The organism is Streptomyces sp. NBC_00454 (assembly GCF_041434015.1).
Lineage (GTDB): Bacteria > Actinomycetota > Actinomycetes > Streptomycetales > Streptomycetaceae > Streptomyces.
This window is the reverse complement of sequence record NZ_CP107907.1, coordinates 3,666,667-3,683,821: the sequence shown is the minus strand read 5'-3', so window position 1 is coordinate 3,683,821 and position 17,155 is coordinate 3,666,667. Positions and strand designations below refer to the sequence as shown.

14 protein-coding genes, 4 tRNA genes and 1 other RNA gene are annotated in these 17,155 nt (G+C 72.3%); 12 read left to right on the top strand and 7 right to left on the bottom strand.

Annotation, left to right across the window (positions count from 1 at the left end):
* Positions 1-134 precede the first annotated feature (134 nt).
* Positions 135-222, bottom strand: a tRNA-Ser gene (locus OHU74_RS17060).
* A 162-nt stretch (positions 223-384) separates the two neighbouring features.
* On the opposite strand from OHU74_RS17060, the gene ffs reads away from it, so the two are divergent.
* From ffs to OHU74_RS17030, 6 genes are all read left to right on the top strand, one after another.
* Positions 385-483: signal recognition particle sRNA small type (gene ffs / locus OHU74_RS17055), an RNA gene on the top strand.
* A gap of 133 nt (positions 484-616) precedes the next feature.
* A complete protein-coding gene (locus OHU74_RS17050) occupies positions 617-2,818 on the top strand; it encodes a DNA polymerase III subunit gamma and tau (protein WP_371616690.1) in 2,202 nt (733 codons plus the stop codon).
* Between the two features lie 58 nt (positions 2,819-2,876).
* Positions 2,877-4,130, top strand: coding sequence for a phosphoribosylamine--glycine ligase (gene purD, locus OHU74_RS17045; protein WP_371616689.1), 1,254 nt, complete (start codon positions 2,877-2,879; stop codon positions 4,128-4,130).
* A gap of 309 nt (positions 4,131-4,439) precedes the next feature.
* Positions 4,440-6,041 carry a hypothetical protein gene (locus tag OHU74_RS17040; RefSeq protein WP_371616688.1) on the top strand — a complete coding sequence of 534 codons (1,602 nt, stop codon included), beginning with the start codon at positions 4,440-4,442 and terminating at the stop codon, positions 6,039-6,041.
* 167 nt (positions 6,042-6,208) lie between these two features.
* Positions 6,209-7,687 carry a N,N-dimethylformamidase beta subunit family domain-containing protein gene (locus OHU74_RS17035; RefSeq protein WP_371616687.1) on the top strand — a complete coding sequence of 493 codons (1,479 nt, stop codon included), beginning with the start codon at positions 6,209-6,211 and terminating at the stop codon, positions 7,685-7,687.
* 113 nt (positions 7,688-7,800) lie between these two features.
* Positions 7,801-8,703, top strand: coding sequence for a phosphoribosylaminoimidazolesuccinocarboxamide synthase (locus tag OHU74_RS17030; RefSeq protein WP_371616686.1), 903 nt, complete (start codon positions 7,801-7,803; stop codon positions 8,701-8,703).
* 119 nt (positions 8,704-8,822) lie between these two features.
* Here OHU74_RS17030 and OHU74_RS17025 read toward each other — a convergent pair.
* From OHU74_RS17025 to OHU74_RS17000, 6 genes are all read right to left on the bottom strand, one after another.
* A tRNA-Gly gene (locus tag OHU74_RS17025) sits at positions 8,823-8,895 on the bottom strand.
* A gap of 24 nt (positions 8,896-8,919) precedes the next feature.
* The gene (locus tag OHU74_RS17020) at positions 8,920-9,531 is read right to left on the bottom strand and encodes a response regulator (protein WP_371616685.1); all 612 of its coding nucleotides are present in this window, start codon (positions 9,529-9,531) and stop codon (positions 8,920-8,922) included.
* Positions 9,528-10,772 carry a sensor histidine kinase gene (locus OHU74_RS17015; protein WP_371616684.1) on the bottom strand — a complete coding sequence of 415 codons (1,245 nt, stop codon included), beginning with the start codon at positions 10,770-10,772 and terminating at the stop codon, positions 9,528-9,530. The genes OHU74_RS17020 and OHU74_RS17015 overlap by 4 nt, the downstream gene beginning before the upstream one ends.
* A gap of 136 nt (positions 10,773-10,908) precedes the next feature.
* Positions 10,909-10,981: transfer RNA gene (locus tag OHU74_RS17010), tRNA-Gly, on the bottom strand.
* A gap of 79 nt (positions 10,982-11,060) precedes the next feature.
* A tRNA-Gly gene (locus tag OHU74_RS17005) sits at positions 11,061-11,132 on the bottom strand.
* 87 nt (positions 11,133-11,219) lie between these two features.
* On the bottom strand, positions 11,220-11,537 hold the full coding sequence (locus OHU74_RS17000; protein WP_330297268.1) for an Lsr2 family protein: 318 nt from the start codon (positions 11,535-11,537) through the stop codon (positions 11,220-11,222).
* Positions 11,538-11,894: 357 nt separating this feature from the next.
* Here OHU74_RS17000 and purS point away from each other — a divergent pair, with 357 nt between their 5' ends.
* The 6 genes from purS (at position 11,895) to OHU74_RS16970 (ending at position 17,101) form a co-directional block, all read left to right on the top strand.
* The gene (gene purS / locus OHU74_RS16995) at positions 11,895-12,146 is read left to right on the top strand and encodes a phosphoribosylformylglycinamidine synthase subunit PurS (protein WP_008740952.1); all 252 of its coding nucleotides are present in this window, start codon (positions 11,895-11,897) and stop codon (positions 12,144-12,146) included.
* Between the two features lie 2 nt (positions 12,147-12,148).
* Positions 12,149-12,829, top strand: a complete 681-nt coding sequence (gene purQ / locus OHU74_RS16990) for a phosphoribosylformylglycinamidine synthase subunit PurQ (RefSeq protein WP_371616683.1) — start codon at positions 12,149-12,151, stop codon at positions 12,827-12,829.
* Positions 12,826-15,075: a phosphoribosylformylglycinamidine synthase subunit PurL gene (purL, locus tag OHU74_RS16985; RefSeq protein ID WP_371616682.1), complete on the top strand. Its 2,250-nt coding sequence runs from the start codon at positions 12,826-12,828 to the stop codon at positions 15,073-15,075. Before purQ ends, purL begins: the two co-directional genes overlap by 4 nt.
* 114 nt (positions 15,076-15,189) lie before the next feature.
* Positions 15,190-15,729 (top strand): hypothetical protein, encoded by a 540-nt coding sequence (locus OHU74_RS16980; protein ID WP_371616681.1) that lies wholly within the window; start codon positions 15,190-15,192, stop codon positions 15,727-15,729.
* 36 nt (positions 15,730-15,765) lie between these two features.
* A complete protein-coding gene (locus OHU74_RS16975) occupies positions 15,766-16,557 on the top strand; it encodes a sterol carrier family protein (protein ID WP_371616680.1) in 792 nt (263 codons plus the stop codon).
* Positions 16,558-16,594: 37 nt separating this feature from the next.
* Positions 16,595-17,101: an META domain-containing protein gene (locus OHU74_RS16970; protein ID WP_371616679.1), complete on the top strand. Its 507-nt coding sequence runs from the start codon at positions 16,595-16,597 to the stop codon at positions 17,099-17,101.
* The last annotated feature ends 54 nt before the right edge of the window (positions 17,102-17,155 follow it).

Here is a 17,155-nt window from a genome sequence, read left to right as displayed (position 1 = left end):
CCGGATTGTGAGGTCCGGGGACCCGAATGTGACCCACGCCTCATCGGCGGTCCCTGACGGCAGCTGCGACGGGCAACGCAAAGAGCCCCACCGCAAGCGGTGGGGCTCTTCAACGTATTGCCCGGTGAGAGCAATGGCGGAGGATACGAGATTCGAACTCGTGAGGGGTTGCCCCCAACACGCTTTCCAAGCGTGCGCCCTAGGCCACTAGGCGAATCCTCCGCGGCAAACAATACAAGACGTTGAGGGGTGCTCGCGAACGTGATCGTTCCGGAGGGGTCCGGGAGCGGAGCGGGGGGAGTCCGGGAGGGTCTTCGAAGGGCGGGTGAAGGATGAGTGGAAGGAGCCGGCTCGATTCCGGGGCCGTCCATCCGCTAGGGTGGGGTCAGCCCCTCACGTGGCGCTATCTCACCCAACTCCCCCAGGGCCGGAAGGCAGCAAGGGTAAGTGGGCTCTGGTGGGTGCGTGGGGGGCGCTTTGCGTTCCGGGGCGGGTGCGGAAGCCGGTGAGGACCCCTGGCGGAAGCCGGTGAGGACCCCCGGCGGGAGCCCGTGGTGACAGGCCGGGCGGGGTCGGCGGGCCGCTGTTGTCGGCGGGCCCGGATAACCTCGTAGACGTGTCGTCCCTTGCGCTGTACCGCCGCTATCGCCCCGAGTCGTTCGCCGAGGTCATCGGGCAGGAGCATGTCACTGCCCCGCTGATGCAGGCCCTGCGGAACAATCGGGTCAATCACGCGTACCTGTTCAGCGGTCCGCGAGGCTGTGGCAAGACCACCAGCGCGCGCATCCTGGCTCGGTGCCTCAACTGTGAGCAGGGCCCCACGCCCACCCCCTGCGGGGAGTGCCAGTCCTGCAAGGACCTCGCGCGCAACGGGCCGGGTTCCATCGACGTCATCGAGATCGACGCGGCCTCGCACGGCGGTGTGGACGATGCCCGTGACCTGCGCGAGAAGGCCTTCTTCGGGCCCGCCTCCAGCCGGTACAAGATCTACATCATCGATGAGGCGCACATGGTCACCTCGGCGGGCTTCAACGCCCTGCTGAAGGTGGTCGAGGAGCCGCCGGAGCACCTCAAGTTCATCTTCGCGACCACCGAGCCCGAGAAGGTCATCGGGACCATCCGGTCCAGGACGCACCACTATCCGTTCCGGCTCGTGCCGCCCGGCACCCTGCGGGACTACCTCGGCGAGGTCTGCGGCCGCGAGGGCGCGCACGTCGAGGACGGGGTGCTGCCGCTCGTCGTGCGGGCCGGAGCGGGCTCCGTGCGCGACTCCATGTCGGTCATGGACCAGCTGCTGGCCGGCGCCGCCGACCAGGGCGTGACGTACGCCATGGCCACCTCGCTCCTCGGATACACGGACGCCTCCCTGCTGGACTCCGTGGTGGACGCCTTCGCCGCCGGCGACGGGGCCGCCGCCTTCGAGATCGTCGACCGGGTGGTGGAGGGGGGCAACGACCCGCGCCGGTTCGTCGCCGACCTGCTGGAGCGGCTGCGCGACCTGGTGATCCTGGCCGCCGTGCCCGACGCCGGGGAGAAGGGGCTCATCGACGCCCCGGCCGATGTCGTCGAGCGGATGCAGGCCCAGGCCTCCGTGTTCGGGGCCGCCGAGCTGTCCCGCGCCGCCGATCTGGTCAACACCGGGCTCACCGAGATGCGCGGCGCCACCTCGCCGCGGCTCCAGCTGGAGCTGATCTGCGCCCGGGTGCTGCTGCCCGCCGCCTTCGACGACGAGCGCTCCTTCCAGGCCCGGCTCGACCGGCTGGAGCGCAGTGGAGTGGCCCCGGCCGCCGCCTCCTTCGCCCCCGCGCCCGCCATGGGCTACGTACCCGGCCCCGAGGCGCACGCCATGGCCCCGGCCGTTCCCGCGCCGGTACGGGCCCCTGTGGCGCCCGCCCCCGTCCAGCAGGCCCCCGCTCCGGTCCAGGCTCCGGTCCAGGCGCAGGCTCCGGTGGCTGCCGCGGAGCCCGCGGCCGCCGCCGTGGCGCCGCCCGCCGCCGCGCCCGGTGCGTGGCCCGGGGCCGCGCAGCCCGGTGGCGGAGCGCCCGGCGCATGGCCGGGAGCCGCCGCCCCGGCAGCCGCTCCGGCCGCTCCGGCAGCCGCGGCCGCGCCGGCCGTCGCCGGTGCCTGGCCCAGCGCCTCCGCTCCCGGAGCCGCGGCCGCGGCCCCCGCGCCCGCTCCGGCTCCGGTCGCCGCCCAGGCCGCCGCGCCCGCACCGGCCGCCGCCCAGGCTTCGCCCGGCATGGCCGCCGGCGCCGGGCAGATCCATGCGATGTGGCCGGCCGTCCTGGACGCCGTCAAGAACCGCCGCCGCTTCACCTGGATCCTGCTCAGCCAGAACGCGCAGGTCGCCGGCTTCGACGGCACCACGCTCCAGCTCGGCTTCCCCAACGCCGGAGCCCGCGACAACTTCGCGAGCAGCGGCAGCGAGGACGTGCTCAAGGCGGTCCTCGCCGAGCAGTTCCAGGTCAACTGGAAGATCGAGGCCGTGCTCGGCGGGGGCAACCAGCCCATCGCGCCCGTCTCCGCGTCCTCCTACGGGGCTCCGCCCGCGCCCGCCTACAACCCGCCGGCCCAGACCCAGCAGGCCCCGGCCCCGCAGCAGCACCAGCAGTCCCCCCAGCAGCCGCCGCAGCAGTCGTACCAGCAGCAGCCCCCTCCGCAGCAGGCCCCCGCGTACCAGGGGCCCCCGCCGGTCGCGCCCGAGGACGACGTACCGGAGGACGACGATCCGGACCTCGTCGACTCCGCGCTGACCGGGCACGAGCTGATCGTGCGCGAGCTCGGAGCCACCGTTGTAGAGGAATATACGAACGAGTAGCCGTCTCATTGGGTGGCCGCACGAAAGGGAATCCGGAGCGCGGGCTACCCTTCATGCCGTGAAGGTCCTCGTCATCGGCGGCGGCGCCCGCGAACATGCCCTGTGCCGCTCTCTGTCCCTCGATCCCGACGTCAACGCGCTGTACTGCGCTCCAGGAAACGCCGGCATCGCCGAGGTGGCCGAGCTCCGCCCCGTCGATGCCCTCGACGGCGAAGCCGTCGCCCGCCTCGCCACCGAGCTCCGCGCCGACCTGGTCGTCGTCGGCCCGGAGGCCCCGCTCGTCGCCGGGGTCGCCGACGCCGTCCGCGCGGCCGGCATCCCCGTCTTCGGCCCGTCCGGCGAAGCGGCGCAGCTGGAAGGCTCCAAGGCCTTCGCCAAGGACGTGATGGCCGCGGCCGGCGTCCCGACGGCACGCAGCTACGTATGCACCACCCCGGAAGAGGTGGACGCGGCCCTCGACGCCTTCGGCGCCCCGTACGTGGTCAAGGACGACGGGCTCGCCGCCGGCAAGGGCGTCGTCGTCACCGACGACCGGGCCGCCGCCCGCGCCCACGCGCTCGGCTGCGACCGCGTGGTCATCGAGGAGTTCCTCGACGGCCCCGAGGTCTCCCTCTTCGCCATCACCGACGGCGTCACCGTGCTGCCGCTCCAGCCCGCGCAGGACTTCAAGCGCGCGCTCGACGGGGACGAGGGCCCCAACACCGGCGGCATGGGCGCGTACTCCCCGCTCCCCTGGGCCGACCCGAAGCTGGTCGACGAGGTCATGGCCTCCGTCCTCCAGCCCACCGTGGACGAGCTGCGCCACCGCGGCACCCCCTTCTCCGGGCTGCTCTACGCGGGTCTGGCGATCACCTCGCGCGGTGTGCGGGTCATCGAGTTCAACGCCCGTTTCGGCGACCCCGAGACCCAGGTGGTCCTGGCCCGGCTGCAGACCCCGCTCGCGAGCGTGCTGCTGAACTCGGCCAACGGCACCCTGCACGCCCTGCCCCCGCTCAGCTGGCGCGAGGACGCGGCCGTCACCGTCGTCATCGCCTCCCACAACTACCCGGAGACCCCGCGCACCGGGGACCCCATCGAGGGCCTGGCCGAGGTGGCCGAGCTGGACGCCCCGCACGCCTACGTGCTGCACGCCGGGACCCGGCGCGAGGGCGACGCGGTCGTCAGCGCGGGCGGTCGCGTCCTGTCGGTGACGGCCACCGGCTCAGATCTGGCGCAGGCACGGACCAGGGCGTATAAGGCCGTCGAGCGGATCAGGCTCGACGGTTCGCAGTACCGCACGGACATCGCGGCCAAGGCCGCCGAAGGCCGCTGAACGCCGCTGACCAGCGGGATTTCACGGACGCGGGCCCGGAACGCACTCGGTGCGGCCGGGCCCGCGCGCGTGTTCGCGTGCGAGTGCATCCAGCTGCGTTCGAACGCACCCACCTTTACCCAAAGCCATTCCATCGGGTGATCGTCCGCCGGTCTGCCTGACGGCCGCGCCCGCCCCAACTATGGTGCGGCGCAAGCATTCCGGCTCTCATTCCGGCACTTGGCCCACCGGCATTGCGATGTCAGTGGCGGGTGTCACAGTGGGGGAGTGAGCAAAGCCGCCGCAGGGCAGAGGGGGTGAGGTCCGGCCGTGTCCGGGACAGGTTCGATCGCTGAAGTGGGCACGCCGTCCGCGCGTTCCCGAGCCCTGGCAGTGCTGCGCGTGCGCAGCAGGGCCCTGGCCGTCGGGATGCTGCCCGCCGCCCTCGCGGTGGTGCTGGTGGCCGCCCGGATGACGGGCCGGCTCGTCGGCGACCCCTGGCCCGCGGTGACCCTCACCGTGTGCGCGGTCGCCGCCCTCGTGCTCCTCGTCGGCGGGACCTTTGCCGCCGTCGTCCTGCGGGCGAGCCCCGCCGTGACCCCGACGGTGCCGCTGTCGGAGGCCTCCGCCCCCGATCTCTACCGGCTCGTGCGGGACCTGGCGGAGCGGATGGACGTCCCGGTGCCCTCCGCGATAGCCCTCACGCCCGACTGCGACAGCTGGCTGGAGGACCGCACCCACCCGGCCCACCGCCGTGCCCTTACCCGCATACCGGGTGCGGCCGCCGGCTCCCCCGGACCCTGTCCCCCGGAGTCCGCACCGGGCGCCGCCCCCGTGCTGGTGATCGGCTCCCCGTTCCTGTGGTGGATGCGCGTCGCGGAGCTGCGGGCCGTGCTCGCGCCCGTCGTCGCCGGTACGGGCCCCTCCGCGCACCCGGACATAGCCGACGCGCGCGGATTCGTACGGGGCCTCGACGCCGCCGTGGACGTGGGCAACCGGCGCTTCCTCGGCTGGATCGCCGCCCCCGCCCGGCTGCTGCTGCGGCTGTGCCGGGTCGACGCCGCCGAGATGGAGCGCGGGGTGGCCGCCGCCGCCTCCGACCGTGCACAGGGTGTGGACTACGGGCTGCGGATCGTCGCCCAGGAGCAGGTCGGCCTGGCGTACGCCGGCTGGGACCGGCTGCTGACCCGGGTCGCGCTGCCCGCCTGGCGGATGGGCCGCTGGCCCGCGCACCTGGACGCCGGGGTCGTCTCCGCGCTGACCGAGCTGTCCCGCCGCGACCGGCTGGCCGACGGATTCACCTCCAGGCTGGGCGAGCGCCCGGCGTGCGATCTGCTGGAGCAGCCGGGAGCGGTGGACGAGGCCGCCTCGCTGCTGGCCGCGCGGCTCTTCCACGGCGGCCCCGCCGAGGCCGGACCGGACTGGTCGCCGGTGGACTGGGCGGCGTATCCGGAGGAGGTCGTCGACCGCAAGTGGCGTACGGAGGCGGGGCGGCTGCTGGCCGCGCTGGACGCGCTGTCCGCGCCCGCCGCCTCCACGGTGGAGCGGGTGCTGTCCTTCCTCGCGGACACCGCCGACGGAGAGGCGCTGGCCGGCCGGCTCAGCGGGGACCTGGCGCGGGAGGCCGTACCGGCCGCCGCCGCGAAGGGCGCGGACGCCGTGCCGCTGTTCCCCCTGGAGGCCCCGCGCAGCGGCCGGGACCTGCTGACGGACCACGTGGTGGCGCTGGTGTGCTGCGCCGCGGTGGACTCCGCCGGGGCCGCACCCGGACTGGACTGGCTGGACGGGCCGGTCCTGCTGGTCGGAGGCGTGCGGCGGCCCGACCTTGCGCCGCGGGTGCTGTCCCTGGTGGAGGACGGGGACTCCGAGCCCCTGCGGGACTGGCTCGCGGAAGTGGGCGTACGGCCCGAGAAGCCGGTCCGGCTCGTCTAGGTGGCCTGAAGGCGGCCTACTGCTCCATGGGGTACGGCCACTTCGCGGGTCTGATGTGCCGTCGACCAACGGCTGAACTTTTCGCGACGAACGGTGACGGACTGAGTGCGTTATGTGATGTGCTGGGACCGGTCCAGGCGTTCGGGGGAGCGAGGGAGGGGAGCGGTATGGGTGCGGAGCAGATCCGGCGTTGGGAGTCAGGTGCGCTCGCGCACGCGGTGACCGATCCCTTCGGGCAGGGGCCACTGCCGTGGTTCCGCGGGAGCGAGCTGTACTACGACGACCACGGGCAGGTCGTGCCCTGGTACGTGGATCCGGCCGTGGCCGCCGGACAGATCCCCCGGGCCCGGAGCAACGGCGGTCCCCGCACCGCCGACGACGTGCACCGGCAGATCAAAGGTTTCGCCTCCACCGGAGCAGTCGCCCCCGGCGAGGCCATCGACTTCCACATCACCGTGGACCCGCCCCAGCAGTTCTCCGTCGACGTCTACCGCATCGGCCACTACGGCGGCGACGGCGCCTCCAAGATCACCACCAGCCCCCGGCTCTCCGGCATCGTCCAGCCCGCGCCCCTCACCGCCGACCGCACCGTCTCCTGCCACCACTGGTGGCTCTCCTGGCGGCTCCAGGTCCCCTCCTACTGGAGCGTCGGGGCGTACGTGGCCGTGCTGACGACCGCCGACGGCTACCGGTCGCACATCCCCTTCACCGTGCGCGACGACCACCCGGCCGATCTGCTGCTCCTGCTCCCCGACATCACCTGGCAGGCCTACAACCTCTACCCGGAGGACGGCCGGACCGGGGCGAGCCTCTACCACGCCTGGGACGAGGAGGGCCGGCTGCTCGGCGAGCGCGACGCCGCCATCACCGTCTCCTTCGACCGCCCCTACGCCGGCGCCGGCCTGCCCCTCCACGTCGGCCACGCCTACGACTTCATCCGCTGGGCCGAGCGCTACGGCTACGACCTCGCCTACGCCGACGCCCGCGACCTGCACGCCGGCCGCGTCGACCCCACCCGCTACCGCGGCCTGGTCTTCCCGGGCCACGACGAGTACTGGTCCGCCCCCATGCGCCGCACCGTCGAGCGCGCCCGCGACCACGGCACCTCGCTCGTCTTCCTCTCCGCCAACACCATGTACTGGCAGGTGGAGCTCTCGCCCTCGCCCTCGGGCATCGACGACCGGCTCCTGACCTGCCGAAAACGCCGCGGCCCCGGCCGCCCCAGCCTCTGGCGCGAAGTCGACCGCCCGGAGCAGCAGTTGCTCGGCATCCAGTACGCGGGACGGGTCCCCGAGCCCGCGCCCCTCGTCGTGCGCAATGCCACGCACTGGCTCTGGGACTCCACCGGCGCCGCCGAGAACGACGAGCTGCCGGGCCTGGTCGCGGGCGAGGCCGACCGCTACTTCCCGCGCACGCAGCTCCCCGAGCACCAGAGCCGGATCCTGCTCGCGCACTCCCCGTACGAGGACGGCGAAGGCCACCTCCGCCACCAGGAGACCTCGCTCTACCGGGCTCCCAGCGGCGCGCTCGTCTTCGCGTCCGGCACCTTCGCCTGGTCGCCGGCGCTCGACCGCCCCGGGCACGTGGACGAGCGGGTGCAGCGGGCCACCGCCAACCTCCTCGACCGGATCTGCAAGCGGGACTGACCGGTGGGCCGACCGGGGAGCTGACCGGGGGACTGACCGGACCCGTTGTCCGGGGAGGCGGACCGGTGCGGGAGAATGGGCCGCGCGCTCGTACAGAACCACAGGGAGACTCCGTGCCCGGATTCGTCGAAAAGCCCGAGCCGGTACAGGTGCCCGGCCTCGTCCACCTCCACACCGGCAAGGTCCGCGACCTCTACCGCGATGAGGACGACAACCTCGTCATGGTCGCCAGCGACCGCATCTCCGCCGCCGACTGGGTACTGCCCACGGAAATCCCGGACAAGGGCCGGATCCTGACCCAGCTCTCCCTGTGGTGGTTCGACCAGCTCGCGGACCTCGTCCCGAACCACGTCCTGAGCACCGAGCTGCCCGCCGGGGCTCCCGCCGACTGGGCCGGCCGCGCCCTGGTCTGCCGCAACCTCGACATGGTCCCCGTCGAGTGCGTGGCCCGCGGCTACCTCACCGGCTCGGGCCTCGCCGAGTACAAGAAGACCCGTACGGTCTGCGGACTCGCCCTGCCCGAGGGGCTCGTCGACGGCTCCGAGCTGCCCGCCCCGATCTTCACCCCGGCCGCCAAGGCCGAGGTCGGCGAGCACGACGAGAACGTCTCCTACGAGGAGGTCGCGCGCACCCAGGGCGCCGAGACGGCGGCCCTGCTGCGCCAGACCACCCTGGCCGTCTACGGCCGGGCCCGGGACATCGCGCGCGAGCGCGGGATCATCCTGGCGGACACCAAGTTCGAGTTCGGTTTCGACAAGGACGGCGCCCTGGTCGCCGCCGACGAGGTGCTGACCCCGGACTCCTCGCGCTTCTGGCCGGCCGACCTGTGGGAGCCGGGCCGCAGCCAGCCCTCCTTCGACAAGCAGTACGTCCGCGACTGGCTGGCCTCCCCGGCCTCCGGCTGGGACTCCAAGGGCGAACTCCCGCCGCCCGTCCTCCCGCAGGAGGTCGTGGAGCAGACCCGCGCCAAGTACGTCGAGGCCTACGAGCGCCTCACCGGCCAGACCTGGGTCTGAGGCCGGGAGCGGCGAAGGGGCCCCGGGAACGGGGCCCCTGGGGTCGGCCCGGCCCCCGCCCGGCCCTTGGAACGAGAGAAGCCCCCCGGTCCGAGGACCGGGGGGCTTCTTCACTGCAGAGCGGACAACGCGACTCGAACGCGCGACATCCACCTTGGCAAGGTGGTGCTCTACCAACTGAGCTATGTCCGCAGGTGCGCCGTAGCGCGAGAACTACTATACCCAACCCCGGGACCGTGCGAGACGCACCGCCGTGTGCCGGTTCTCGGCGCCCAGCTTCGAGGCCGCCGAGGAGAGGTAGTTCCGTACCGTCCCCGGGGACAGTGAGGCCCGCTCCGCGATCTCCGCGATCGGCGCCCCGTCCCCGGCCAGTTCCAGGACCTCCGCCTCCCGGGCGGTCAGCGGGGAGTCGCCCGCACTGATCGCGTCGGCCGCCAACTCCGGATCCACGTAACGGCCTCCGGCGTGCACGGTGCGGATCAGCTCGGCCAGCCGCTGGGCCGATACCGTCTTCGGCGCGAAGGCCCGTACCCCCGCGGCGAGGGCCCGCTTCAGGTGGCCGGGGCGGCCGTGACTGGTCACGATCATGGTCTTGCAGTCGGGGAGTTCGGCCCGCAGGGATGTGGCCACGCTCACACCGTCGGCCCCCGGCATCTGCAGGTCCAGCACGGCCACGTCCGGGCGGTGGGCCCGCGCCATCGCGAGCGCCTCCGGCCCCGAGGCCGCCTCCGCGACGACCAGCAGATCGTCCTCCAGTCCCAGCAGGGCGGCCAGCGCGCCCCGGATCAGGTGCTCGTCGTCGGCCAGCAGTACGCGTACGGGGCTCATGAACGTGTCTCCGCTTCCAGGATCGGTTCGGCCGCAGGGCCCGGGATTTCGGCGCGCACCCTGAACCGGCCGCCCTCCACCGGACCGGCCTCCAGCGTGCCGTCCAGCACCGCGAGCCGCTCCCGCAGGCCCGCGAGCCCCGAGCCCGGCGGCCCGGCCGGGACCTTGGGGGCCCCGTCGTTCTCCACCACCAGCGTCAGCGCGCCCGAGGGCGCCGCCGTCAGCCGGATCACGCAGCTGCGGGCGTCGCCGTGCCGCAGCACGTTGGTCGTCGCCTCGCGCACCACCCAGCCGAGCGCCGACTGGGCCTCGGCGGGAAGGTCGCGGCCCGCCGTGAACTCGACCCGGCAGTCCATCCCGGCCGCGTGCAGCACCCCGCGCGCGCCCTCCAGCTCCACCGCGAGATCCGCCTCCCGGTAGCCGCGGACCACGTCGCGGACCTCCTTCTGGGACTCCCGGGCGATCCGCTGCACCTCGATCATCTGGTCCACCGCCTCCGGGCGTTCGCGCCGGGCCAGCTGTACCGCCAGCTCGCTCTTGAGGGCGATCACCGCGAGGTTGCGGCCCATCACGTCGTGCAGGTCGCGGCCGAAGCGCAGCCGCTCCTCGGCCACCGCGAGCTGCGCCTGGAGCTCGCGGGCGCGGTCGAGCTCGTACACCGCGCCGAGCAGCCATCCGGAGAACCCGCAGGCCGCGGAGAGGAAGGCGCCGCCCACCAGGACCGCGACCGCGTAGCCGGTGGCCTCGCCGGCCGGGATCCCGAAGGCGAGCGCGGCCACCCCGACGAGGACGGCGGTGGCCGGAGCCACGTAGCGCATCTGCCGGACCTCGCGCAGGCACAGGACGAGCGTGCCGCTGGCGAAGGAGGTCATGCCGACGAGCAGGGTCGGGGCCAGCGGCGGGTCCACGGGCCGCACGGTCGCCCGTACGGCGAGGACGGCGAGGCACGCGGCCGCGGTGACGGCGACGGTGAAGGCCGCGAGCCGTACGGGGCGCTCGCGCCGGCCCGCGATCCAGTCCAGGGCCCGGGAGGAGAGGACCCCGACGACCACGGAGTGCGCGCACACCGTCAGGAAGAGGGAGACCCCGAGCACCGGGGAGGTGTTTTTGGCCATGGACCCCAGGGCCGGCAGCCCGATCGAGAAGATCTCGATCAGCACGAAGAAGTGGAACGACCAGCGCGTGTAGAGCTCGACCTTCCCCGCGCTGCTGCGGTTCTTCCACCATCCCGTGAGTTTCATGGCCCCAGTCTCGCGGCGGGACGGCGGACCCGGCCATGACACATGTCATCGGGTTTCGGGTATCCGACCGGAGATCGGTCCGCTATCCGGGCATACGAAGAAGACCCCGATCAATGATCGGGGCCTTCATACGCTGAGCGGACGACGCGACTCGAACGCGCGACATCCACCTTGGCAAGGTGGTGCTCTACCAACTGAGCTACGTCCGCATGCTTCCCACGACAAAACTGCCGTGCGATGCGTGCATCACTCTACCTGATCCACAACCGTGGTCGGTAAAGCCTGCAGAGCGGGTGACAGGGATCGCACACTGCGCCTTCCCCCTGGAAGGAGGATGTTCTGCTACTGAACTACACCCGCACGACTTCGGGGTTTGACCTTGCGGCCTCGCCCCTTGGCGTGATCCACACACTAGCGGACCAGTAGGGGTGGATGGCAAATCGGCCCTCAGTGAGCCGCGTTGTACTCCTCGTAGACCTTCTTGGGGATCCGGCCGCGCGGGGGGACGTCGAGCTGGTTGGACCGGGCCCAGGCCCGGACGACCGCCGGGTCGGGGGCGATGGCGGTGTGCTTGAACGCCTTCCCGGAACGGGACTGGCGGCGGCCGGCCGCCACGAACGGGGCGAGGCTCTTCCGCAGTTTCTTTGCGTTGGCCACATTGAGGTCGATCTCGTACGACTTACCGTCCAGCCCGAAGACGACCGTTTCCGATGCTTCTCCGCCATCGATGTCGTCGGAGATCGTGACTACTACGCGCTGCGCCACGGATATCGGTCCCTTCGTGCGACCCCGCTCCCCCGCTGACGAGCTGGGATGGAGCGGTGATGTCGCCTGTGTGGATGTTTCGGAGCAATGCAACTTTCCGCCCCCGTCACGCAGCAGAAAATGCCGACGCATCGGAGGATTCCTTTGTACCCCGATTCTCATTGCATTGCGAAGCCCAGTTAATTATCTCCGCGTGTCCCGCCGCAATGCCGGACGCGTGTTTTTCCGGCGGATTTTGCGAAGCGTTGGTGAAGCCGAAACGACGTGGAGGATCGCACAAGAGAGATATCTACCCGCGTAGAAATTTCCTACAGGTACGCTGAGGGAACCGCCTTCGCACCAACCACCTCATCGGGAGTGCCAGTGGCACGCGTCGTAGTCGACGTCATGCTCAAGCCGGAGATCCTCGACCCCCAGGGCCAGGCGGTGCAGCGTGCACTACCGCGCCTGGGCTTCGAGGGAATCGCCGACGTCCGCCAGGGGAAGCGCTTCGAACTGGAGGTGGAGGGACCGGTCGACCAGGCCGCCCTCGACCGCATCCACAAGATGGCCGAAACCTTCCTCGCCAACACCGTCATCGAAGACTTCACCGTGAAGGTCGAGGCCTGACGGTGACCACTCGCATCGGAGTCGTCACGTTCCCCGGAACGCTCGACGACCGTGACTCGCTGCGCGCCATCCGCCTCGCGGGGGCCGAGCCGGTCTCGCTCTGGCACCGCGACAAGGACCTGCACCAGGTCGACGCGGTCGTCCTCGCGGGCGGCTTCTCCTACGGGGACTACCTGCGCGCCGGGGCCATCTCCCGGTTCTCGCCGGTCATGGAGACCATCATCGAGCAGGCCAAGGGCGGCATGCCCGTCCTCGGCATCTGCAACGGCTTCCAGATCCTCACCGAGGCCCACCTGCTGCCGGGGGCGATGCTCCGGAACAACCACCTGCACTTCATCTGCCGCGACCAGAAGCTGCGGGTGGAGAACGCGGAGACCGCGTGGACCGGCGACTACACCGCCGGCCAGGAGATCTCCGTACCGCTCAAGAACATGGACGGCCGCTACGTGGCCGAAGAGCGCGTGCTGGACGAACTGGAGGCCGAAGGGCGAGTGGCCTTCCGGTACGTCGACGTGAACCCGAACGGCTCGCTGCGCGACATCGCCGGCATCACCAACGCCGCGGGCAACGTCGTCGGCCTCATGCCGCACCCCGAGCACGCGGTCGAGCCGCTGATCGGGACGGGCCGCACCGACGGCCTCCCGTTCTTCACCTCGGTCCTGAAGAAGCTGGTCAACGCATGAGCCTCGACACGGTCAAGAACGCCTCGGAGACCCCGGACTCGGCGCAGCCCTGGAAGGAGCTCGGCCTCAAGGAGGACGAGTACGCCCGCATCAGGGAGATCCTCGGCCGCCGGCCCACCGGCGCCGAGCTCGCCATGTACTCGGTCATGTGGTCCGAGCACTGCTCGTACAAGAGCAGCAAGGTCCACCTGAAGCAGTTCGGCGAGAAGGTCCCCCAGAACGACGCGATGCTCGTCGGCATCGGCGAGAACGCCGGCGTCGTCGACGTGGGCCAGGGCTACGCGGTCACCTTCAAGGTCGAGTCGCACAACCACCCCTCGTACATCGAGCCCTACCAGGGCGCGGCCACCGGCATCGGCGGCATCGTCCGCGACATCCTCGCCATGGGCGCCCGCCCGATCGCGGTCGTCGACCCGCTGCGCTTCGGCGCGGCCGACCACCCCGACACCAAGCGCGTCCTGCCGGGCGTGGTCGCGGGCATCGGCGGCTACGGCAACTGCCTGGGCCTGCCGAACATCGGCGGCGAGGTCGTCTTCGACGCCTGCTACCAGGGCAACCCGCTCGTCAACGCCGGCTGCATCGGCGTGATGAAGCACGAGGACATCCACCTCGCCAAGGCCTCCGGCCCCGGCAACAAGGTCATCCTCTACGGCGCCCGCACCGGCGGCGACGGCATCGGCGGCGTCTCGGTCCTCGCGTCCGAGACCTTCGACGACACCAAGCCCACCAAGCGCCCCGCGGTCCAGGTCGGCGACCCCTTCCAGGAGAAGCTCCTCATCGAGTGCACCCTGGAGATCTTCAAGGAGAAGCTGGTCGCGGGCATCCAGGACCTCGGCGGCGCCGGGCTCTCCTGCGCCACCTCCGAGCTGGCCTCCGCCGGCTCCGGCGGCATGCGGGTGGACCTGGACACCGTCCCGCTGCGCGACGCGACGCTCTCGCCCGAGGAAATCCTCATGAGCGAGTCGCAGGAGCGCATGTGCGCGATCGTCGAGCCGCAGTACGTGGACCGCTTCATGGAGATCTGCGAGAAGTGGGACGTGATCGCCACCGTCATCGGTGAGGTCACCGACGGCGAGCAGCTGGAGATCTACTGGCACGGCGAGCTCATCGTGGACGTGCCCCCGGGCACCGTCGCCCACGAGGGCCCGACCTACCACCGCCCCTACGCCCGCCCCTCCTGGCAGGACGCCCTGCAGGCCGACGACGCGGGCAAGCTGCCCCGCCCGGCGACCTCCGAGGAACTGCGCGCGCAGGTCCTGGCCCTGGTCTCCTCGCCGAACCAGGCGTCGAAGTCCTGGATCACCGACCAGTACGACCGCTTCGTGCAGGGCAACACGGTGCTCTCGCAGCCCGAGGACGCCGGCATGGTCCGCATCGACGAGGAGACCAACCTCGGCGTCGCGATGGCCACCGACGGCAACGGCCGCTTCGCGAAGCTCGACCCGTACACGGGCGCGCAGCTCGCGCTGGCCGAGGCGTACCGCAACGTCGCCGCGACCGGCGCCAAGCCGCTCGCCATCTCCGACTGCCTGAACTTCGGTTCCCCCGAGGACCCGGACGTCATGTGGCAGTTCGCCGAGGCCACCCGCGGTCTCGCCGACGGCTGCCTGGAGCTGGGCACCCCGGTCACGGGCGGCAACGTCTCCCTCTACAACCAGACCGGCGACATCGCGATCCACCCGACCCCGGTCGTGGCGGTCCTCGGTGTGATCGACGACGTCAACCGCCGTACGCCGATGGCGTTCGCGGAGGCCGGCCAGCTGCTGTACCTGCTCGGCGACACCGCCGAGGAGTTCGGCGGCTCCGCCTGGTCCGAGGTCGTCCACCAGCACCTGGGCGGCATGCCGCCCAAGGTGGACCTGGGCCGCGAGAAGCTGCTCGGCGAGATCCTGATCTCGGCCTCGCGCGACGGCATGATCGACGCCGCGCACGACCTGTCCGACGGCGGCGTGATCCAGGCGCTCACCGAGTCCTGCCTGCGCGGCGGCAACGGTGCGCGGATCGTGGTGCCCGAGGCGCTCGACGCCTTCACCTTCCTGTTCTCCGAGTCCGCGGGCCGGGCCATCGTGGCCGTCCCGCGCAGCGAGGAGCTCCGCTTCACCGACATGTGCGGTGCGCGGGGCCTGCCGGCGACCCGGATCGGTGTGGTGGACGGCGAGGAGATCGAGGTCCAGGGCGAGTTCACGCTCCCCCTGACCGAGCTCCGCACCGCCCACGAGGCGACGATCCCGGCGCTGCTCGCCTGAGCCGCCATTTTTTTCGAGCCCCCGTCCGGAACTGTTCCGGGCGGGGGCTCGTCCGTTCCGGCAAGGAGCCCGCGCCGACGGCGGTGGCGGGGCCGACGGGGGAACGGGGCGCAGATGGCGCAGAGTCGGGGCCGATGGCTCCTCGGGGTCGGGATACCGGTGATCGTGGCCGCCGTGGGGGTGGGCGGCTGGTTCCTCTACGACAACTCCGGGGACCGCGCGCGGAGCCGGGCGGAGATCATCGAGAACTGTCAGGGACTGGTCGATCCGGATGCGGTGATGGGGTTCGGCATGCCCAGGGTGGAGGCGGGCGCCTCGGCGGACCAGGCGTGTGTGCTGCTGCGTGCGGTGACGTTCGAGGGCCAGGAGCAGATGGAGGAGTTCGCCTCCCTCAAGGTGGAGGCCTCCAAGGACGCCCAACCGGGCGGGAGCCGGTTCGACTACGACGCCCGCAGCGTCGTGGCGATCGCGCGGTGCGCCGACCCCGCCAGGTCCGGCGGAGTGACCGCCCTGCGGGCGACCGCCGCCACCGAGGGCGACTCCCCGGGCCGCGGCAGGCCCGGTTTCCTGTCGGGACTGGCCCGCGAGGCGGCCCTGCGCGCGGCGGCGAAGGCCGGCTGCGAGACCACCCTGCCTGCGGCCCCGAAGGTCTGACGGCGGCCGGATCCCGGGCGGCGTAGGGTCGGCCCCATGCCTCCCGCCAAGAAGAAGCCGCGCACCTACGACCCCGCCCGGACCCGCGCGGCCGTCCTCGCGCAGTTCGGCCATGTCCGGGATGCTGTACGGGGGTTGGACCCCGAACAGCTCGCCCGGCCGAGCGGGGTCGGGGACTGGTCCGTCGCCGAACTCGCCGCGCACATCGCGTGGATCGCCGACTCGCTGGCCGGCGGCCTCGCCCGGCCGCCCGCCGCCGTCGCCGAACTGCCCGCAGCCGAATGGCCCTTCGCGACGGCCTCCCTGGCCGGCAAGATCGCCGAGGCGGCCAAGGAGACCCTGGAGGGCGCTCCCCTCGCCGAGCTCTACGACCGGGCCGGCGACCGCCTGGCCGAGGCCCTCGAGACGCACCCCGGCAGCCGGGTGCTGGACCTGTGGATCGGGGCCATGACCCTGGCCGACTTCCTGGTCACCCGCACCGTCGAGCTCGTGGTCCACACCGACGACCTGCGCCGCGCCACCGGGCTGGACATCCCGATCGACCGCCAGGCCCTGGCCGCCTGCACCCGGCTGCTCGCCGACGCCCTCGCGATCAAGGCGCCGGGCGGGGCGGTGGAGTTCCGGGTCCCGCCCTTCGCGGTGATCCAGTGCGTCGAGGGCCCCCGGCACACCCGCGGCACCCCGCCGAACGTGGTGGAGACCGACCCGCTGACCTGGATCCGGCTCGCCACCGGCCGCACCGGCTGGGCCGAGGCGCTGGCGGAGGCCCAGGTCAGGGCCAGCGGCGAGCGCGCCGACCTCTCGGCGCAGCTCCCCCTGATGAGCTGACCGGGAACCGCTCCGTCCCGGCCCGCGTCCCACCGGCATGCGTACGCCGCGTCTGCTCCCCGCCGCCCTGGTCGCCGTACTCGCGCTGTCCGCCACGGGCACGGCCTGCAGTGCCCCCGGACACGGGGCCGCCGAAGGGAACGTGATCAGCCTGAGCACGAAGTCCGGTACCCCCGAGGCGCCCCTGGTCGCCACCGTGTGGACGGTGGATTCCCTGATCGGCGGGGGCACCGCCAGCTCCCTGCCGGCCGGGGCGCAGGGCAGGGCCCGCTTCACCCTCGCCGCCGACGGGTCCGCGAGCGGCAGCCTCGGCTGCAACCGGTTCAACGCCAAGGCCACCGTCGCGGGCGACTCGCTCACCTTCGGGCCGCTCACCACCACCCGGATGGCCTGCACGGGCCCCGAGGGCTCGGTCGAGCAGGCGCTGACCGAGCTGTTCGGCAGCGGCCCGCTCGCGTGGAAGGTCCAGGGCGACACCCTCACCCTCACCGCGGTCGCCCCGGGCACCGGCATCACCGCGAAGGCGGCCTCGGCCGTGGAGTGATCCCGCCCGGGCGCGGGATCCATGGGAGGGGGCTTTCCACAGGCTGTGGACCAC

Bases quoted from the DNA above. Each gene is read 5' to 3' on its own strand.
- OHU74_RS16975 (WP_371616680.1), top strand. From the start codon at position 15,766: ATGCCTCCCGCCAAGAAGAAGCCGCGCACCTACGACCCCGCCCGGACC.
- purL (WP_371616682.1), top strand. From the start codon at position 12,826: ATGAGCCTCGACACGGTCAAGAACGCCTCGGAGACCCCGGACTCGGCG.
- OHU74_RS16980 (WP_371616681.1), top strand. From the start codon at position 15,190: ATGGCGCAGAGTCGGGGCCGATGGCTCCTCGGGGTCGGGATACCGGTG.
- OHU74_RS17020 (WP_371616685.1), bottom strand. From the start codon at position 9,531: ATGAGCCCCGTACGCGTACTGCTGGCCGACGACGAGCACCTGATCCGG.
- OHU74_RS17035 (WP_371616687.1), top strand. From the start codon at position 6,209: ATGGGTGCGGAGCAGATCCGGCGTTGGGAGTCAGGTGCGCTCGCGCAC.
- OHU74_RS17015 (WP_371616684.1), bottom strand. From the start codon at position 10,772: ATGAAACTCACGGGATGGTGGAAGAACCGCAGCAGCGCGGGGAAGGTC.
- OHU74_RS16970 (WP_371616679.1), top strand. From the start codon at position 16,595: ATGCGTACGCCGCGTCTGCTCCCCGCCGCCCTGGTCGCCGTACTCGCG.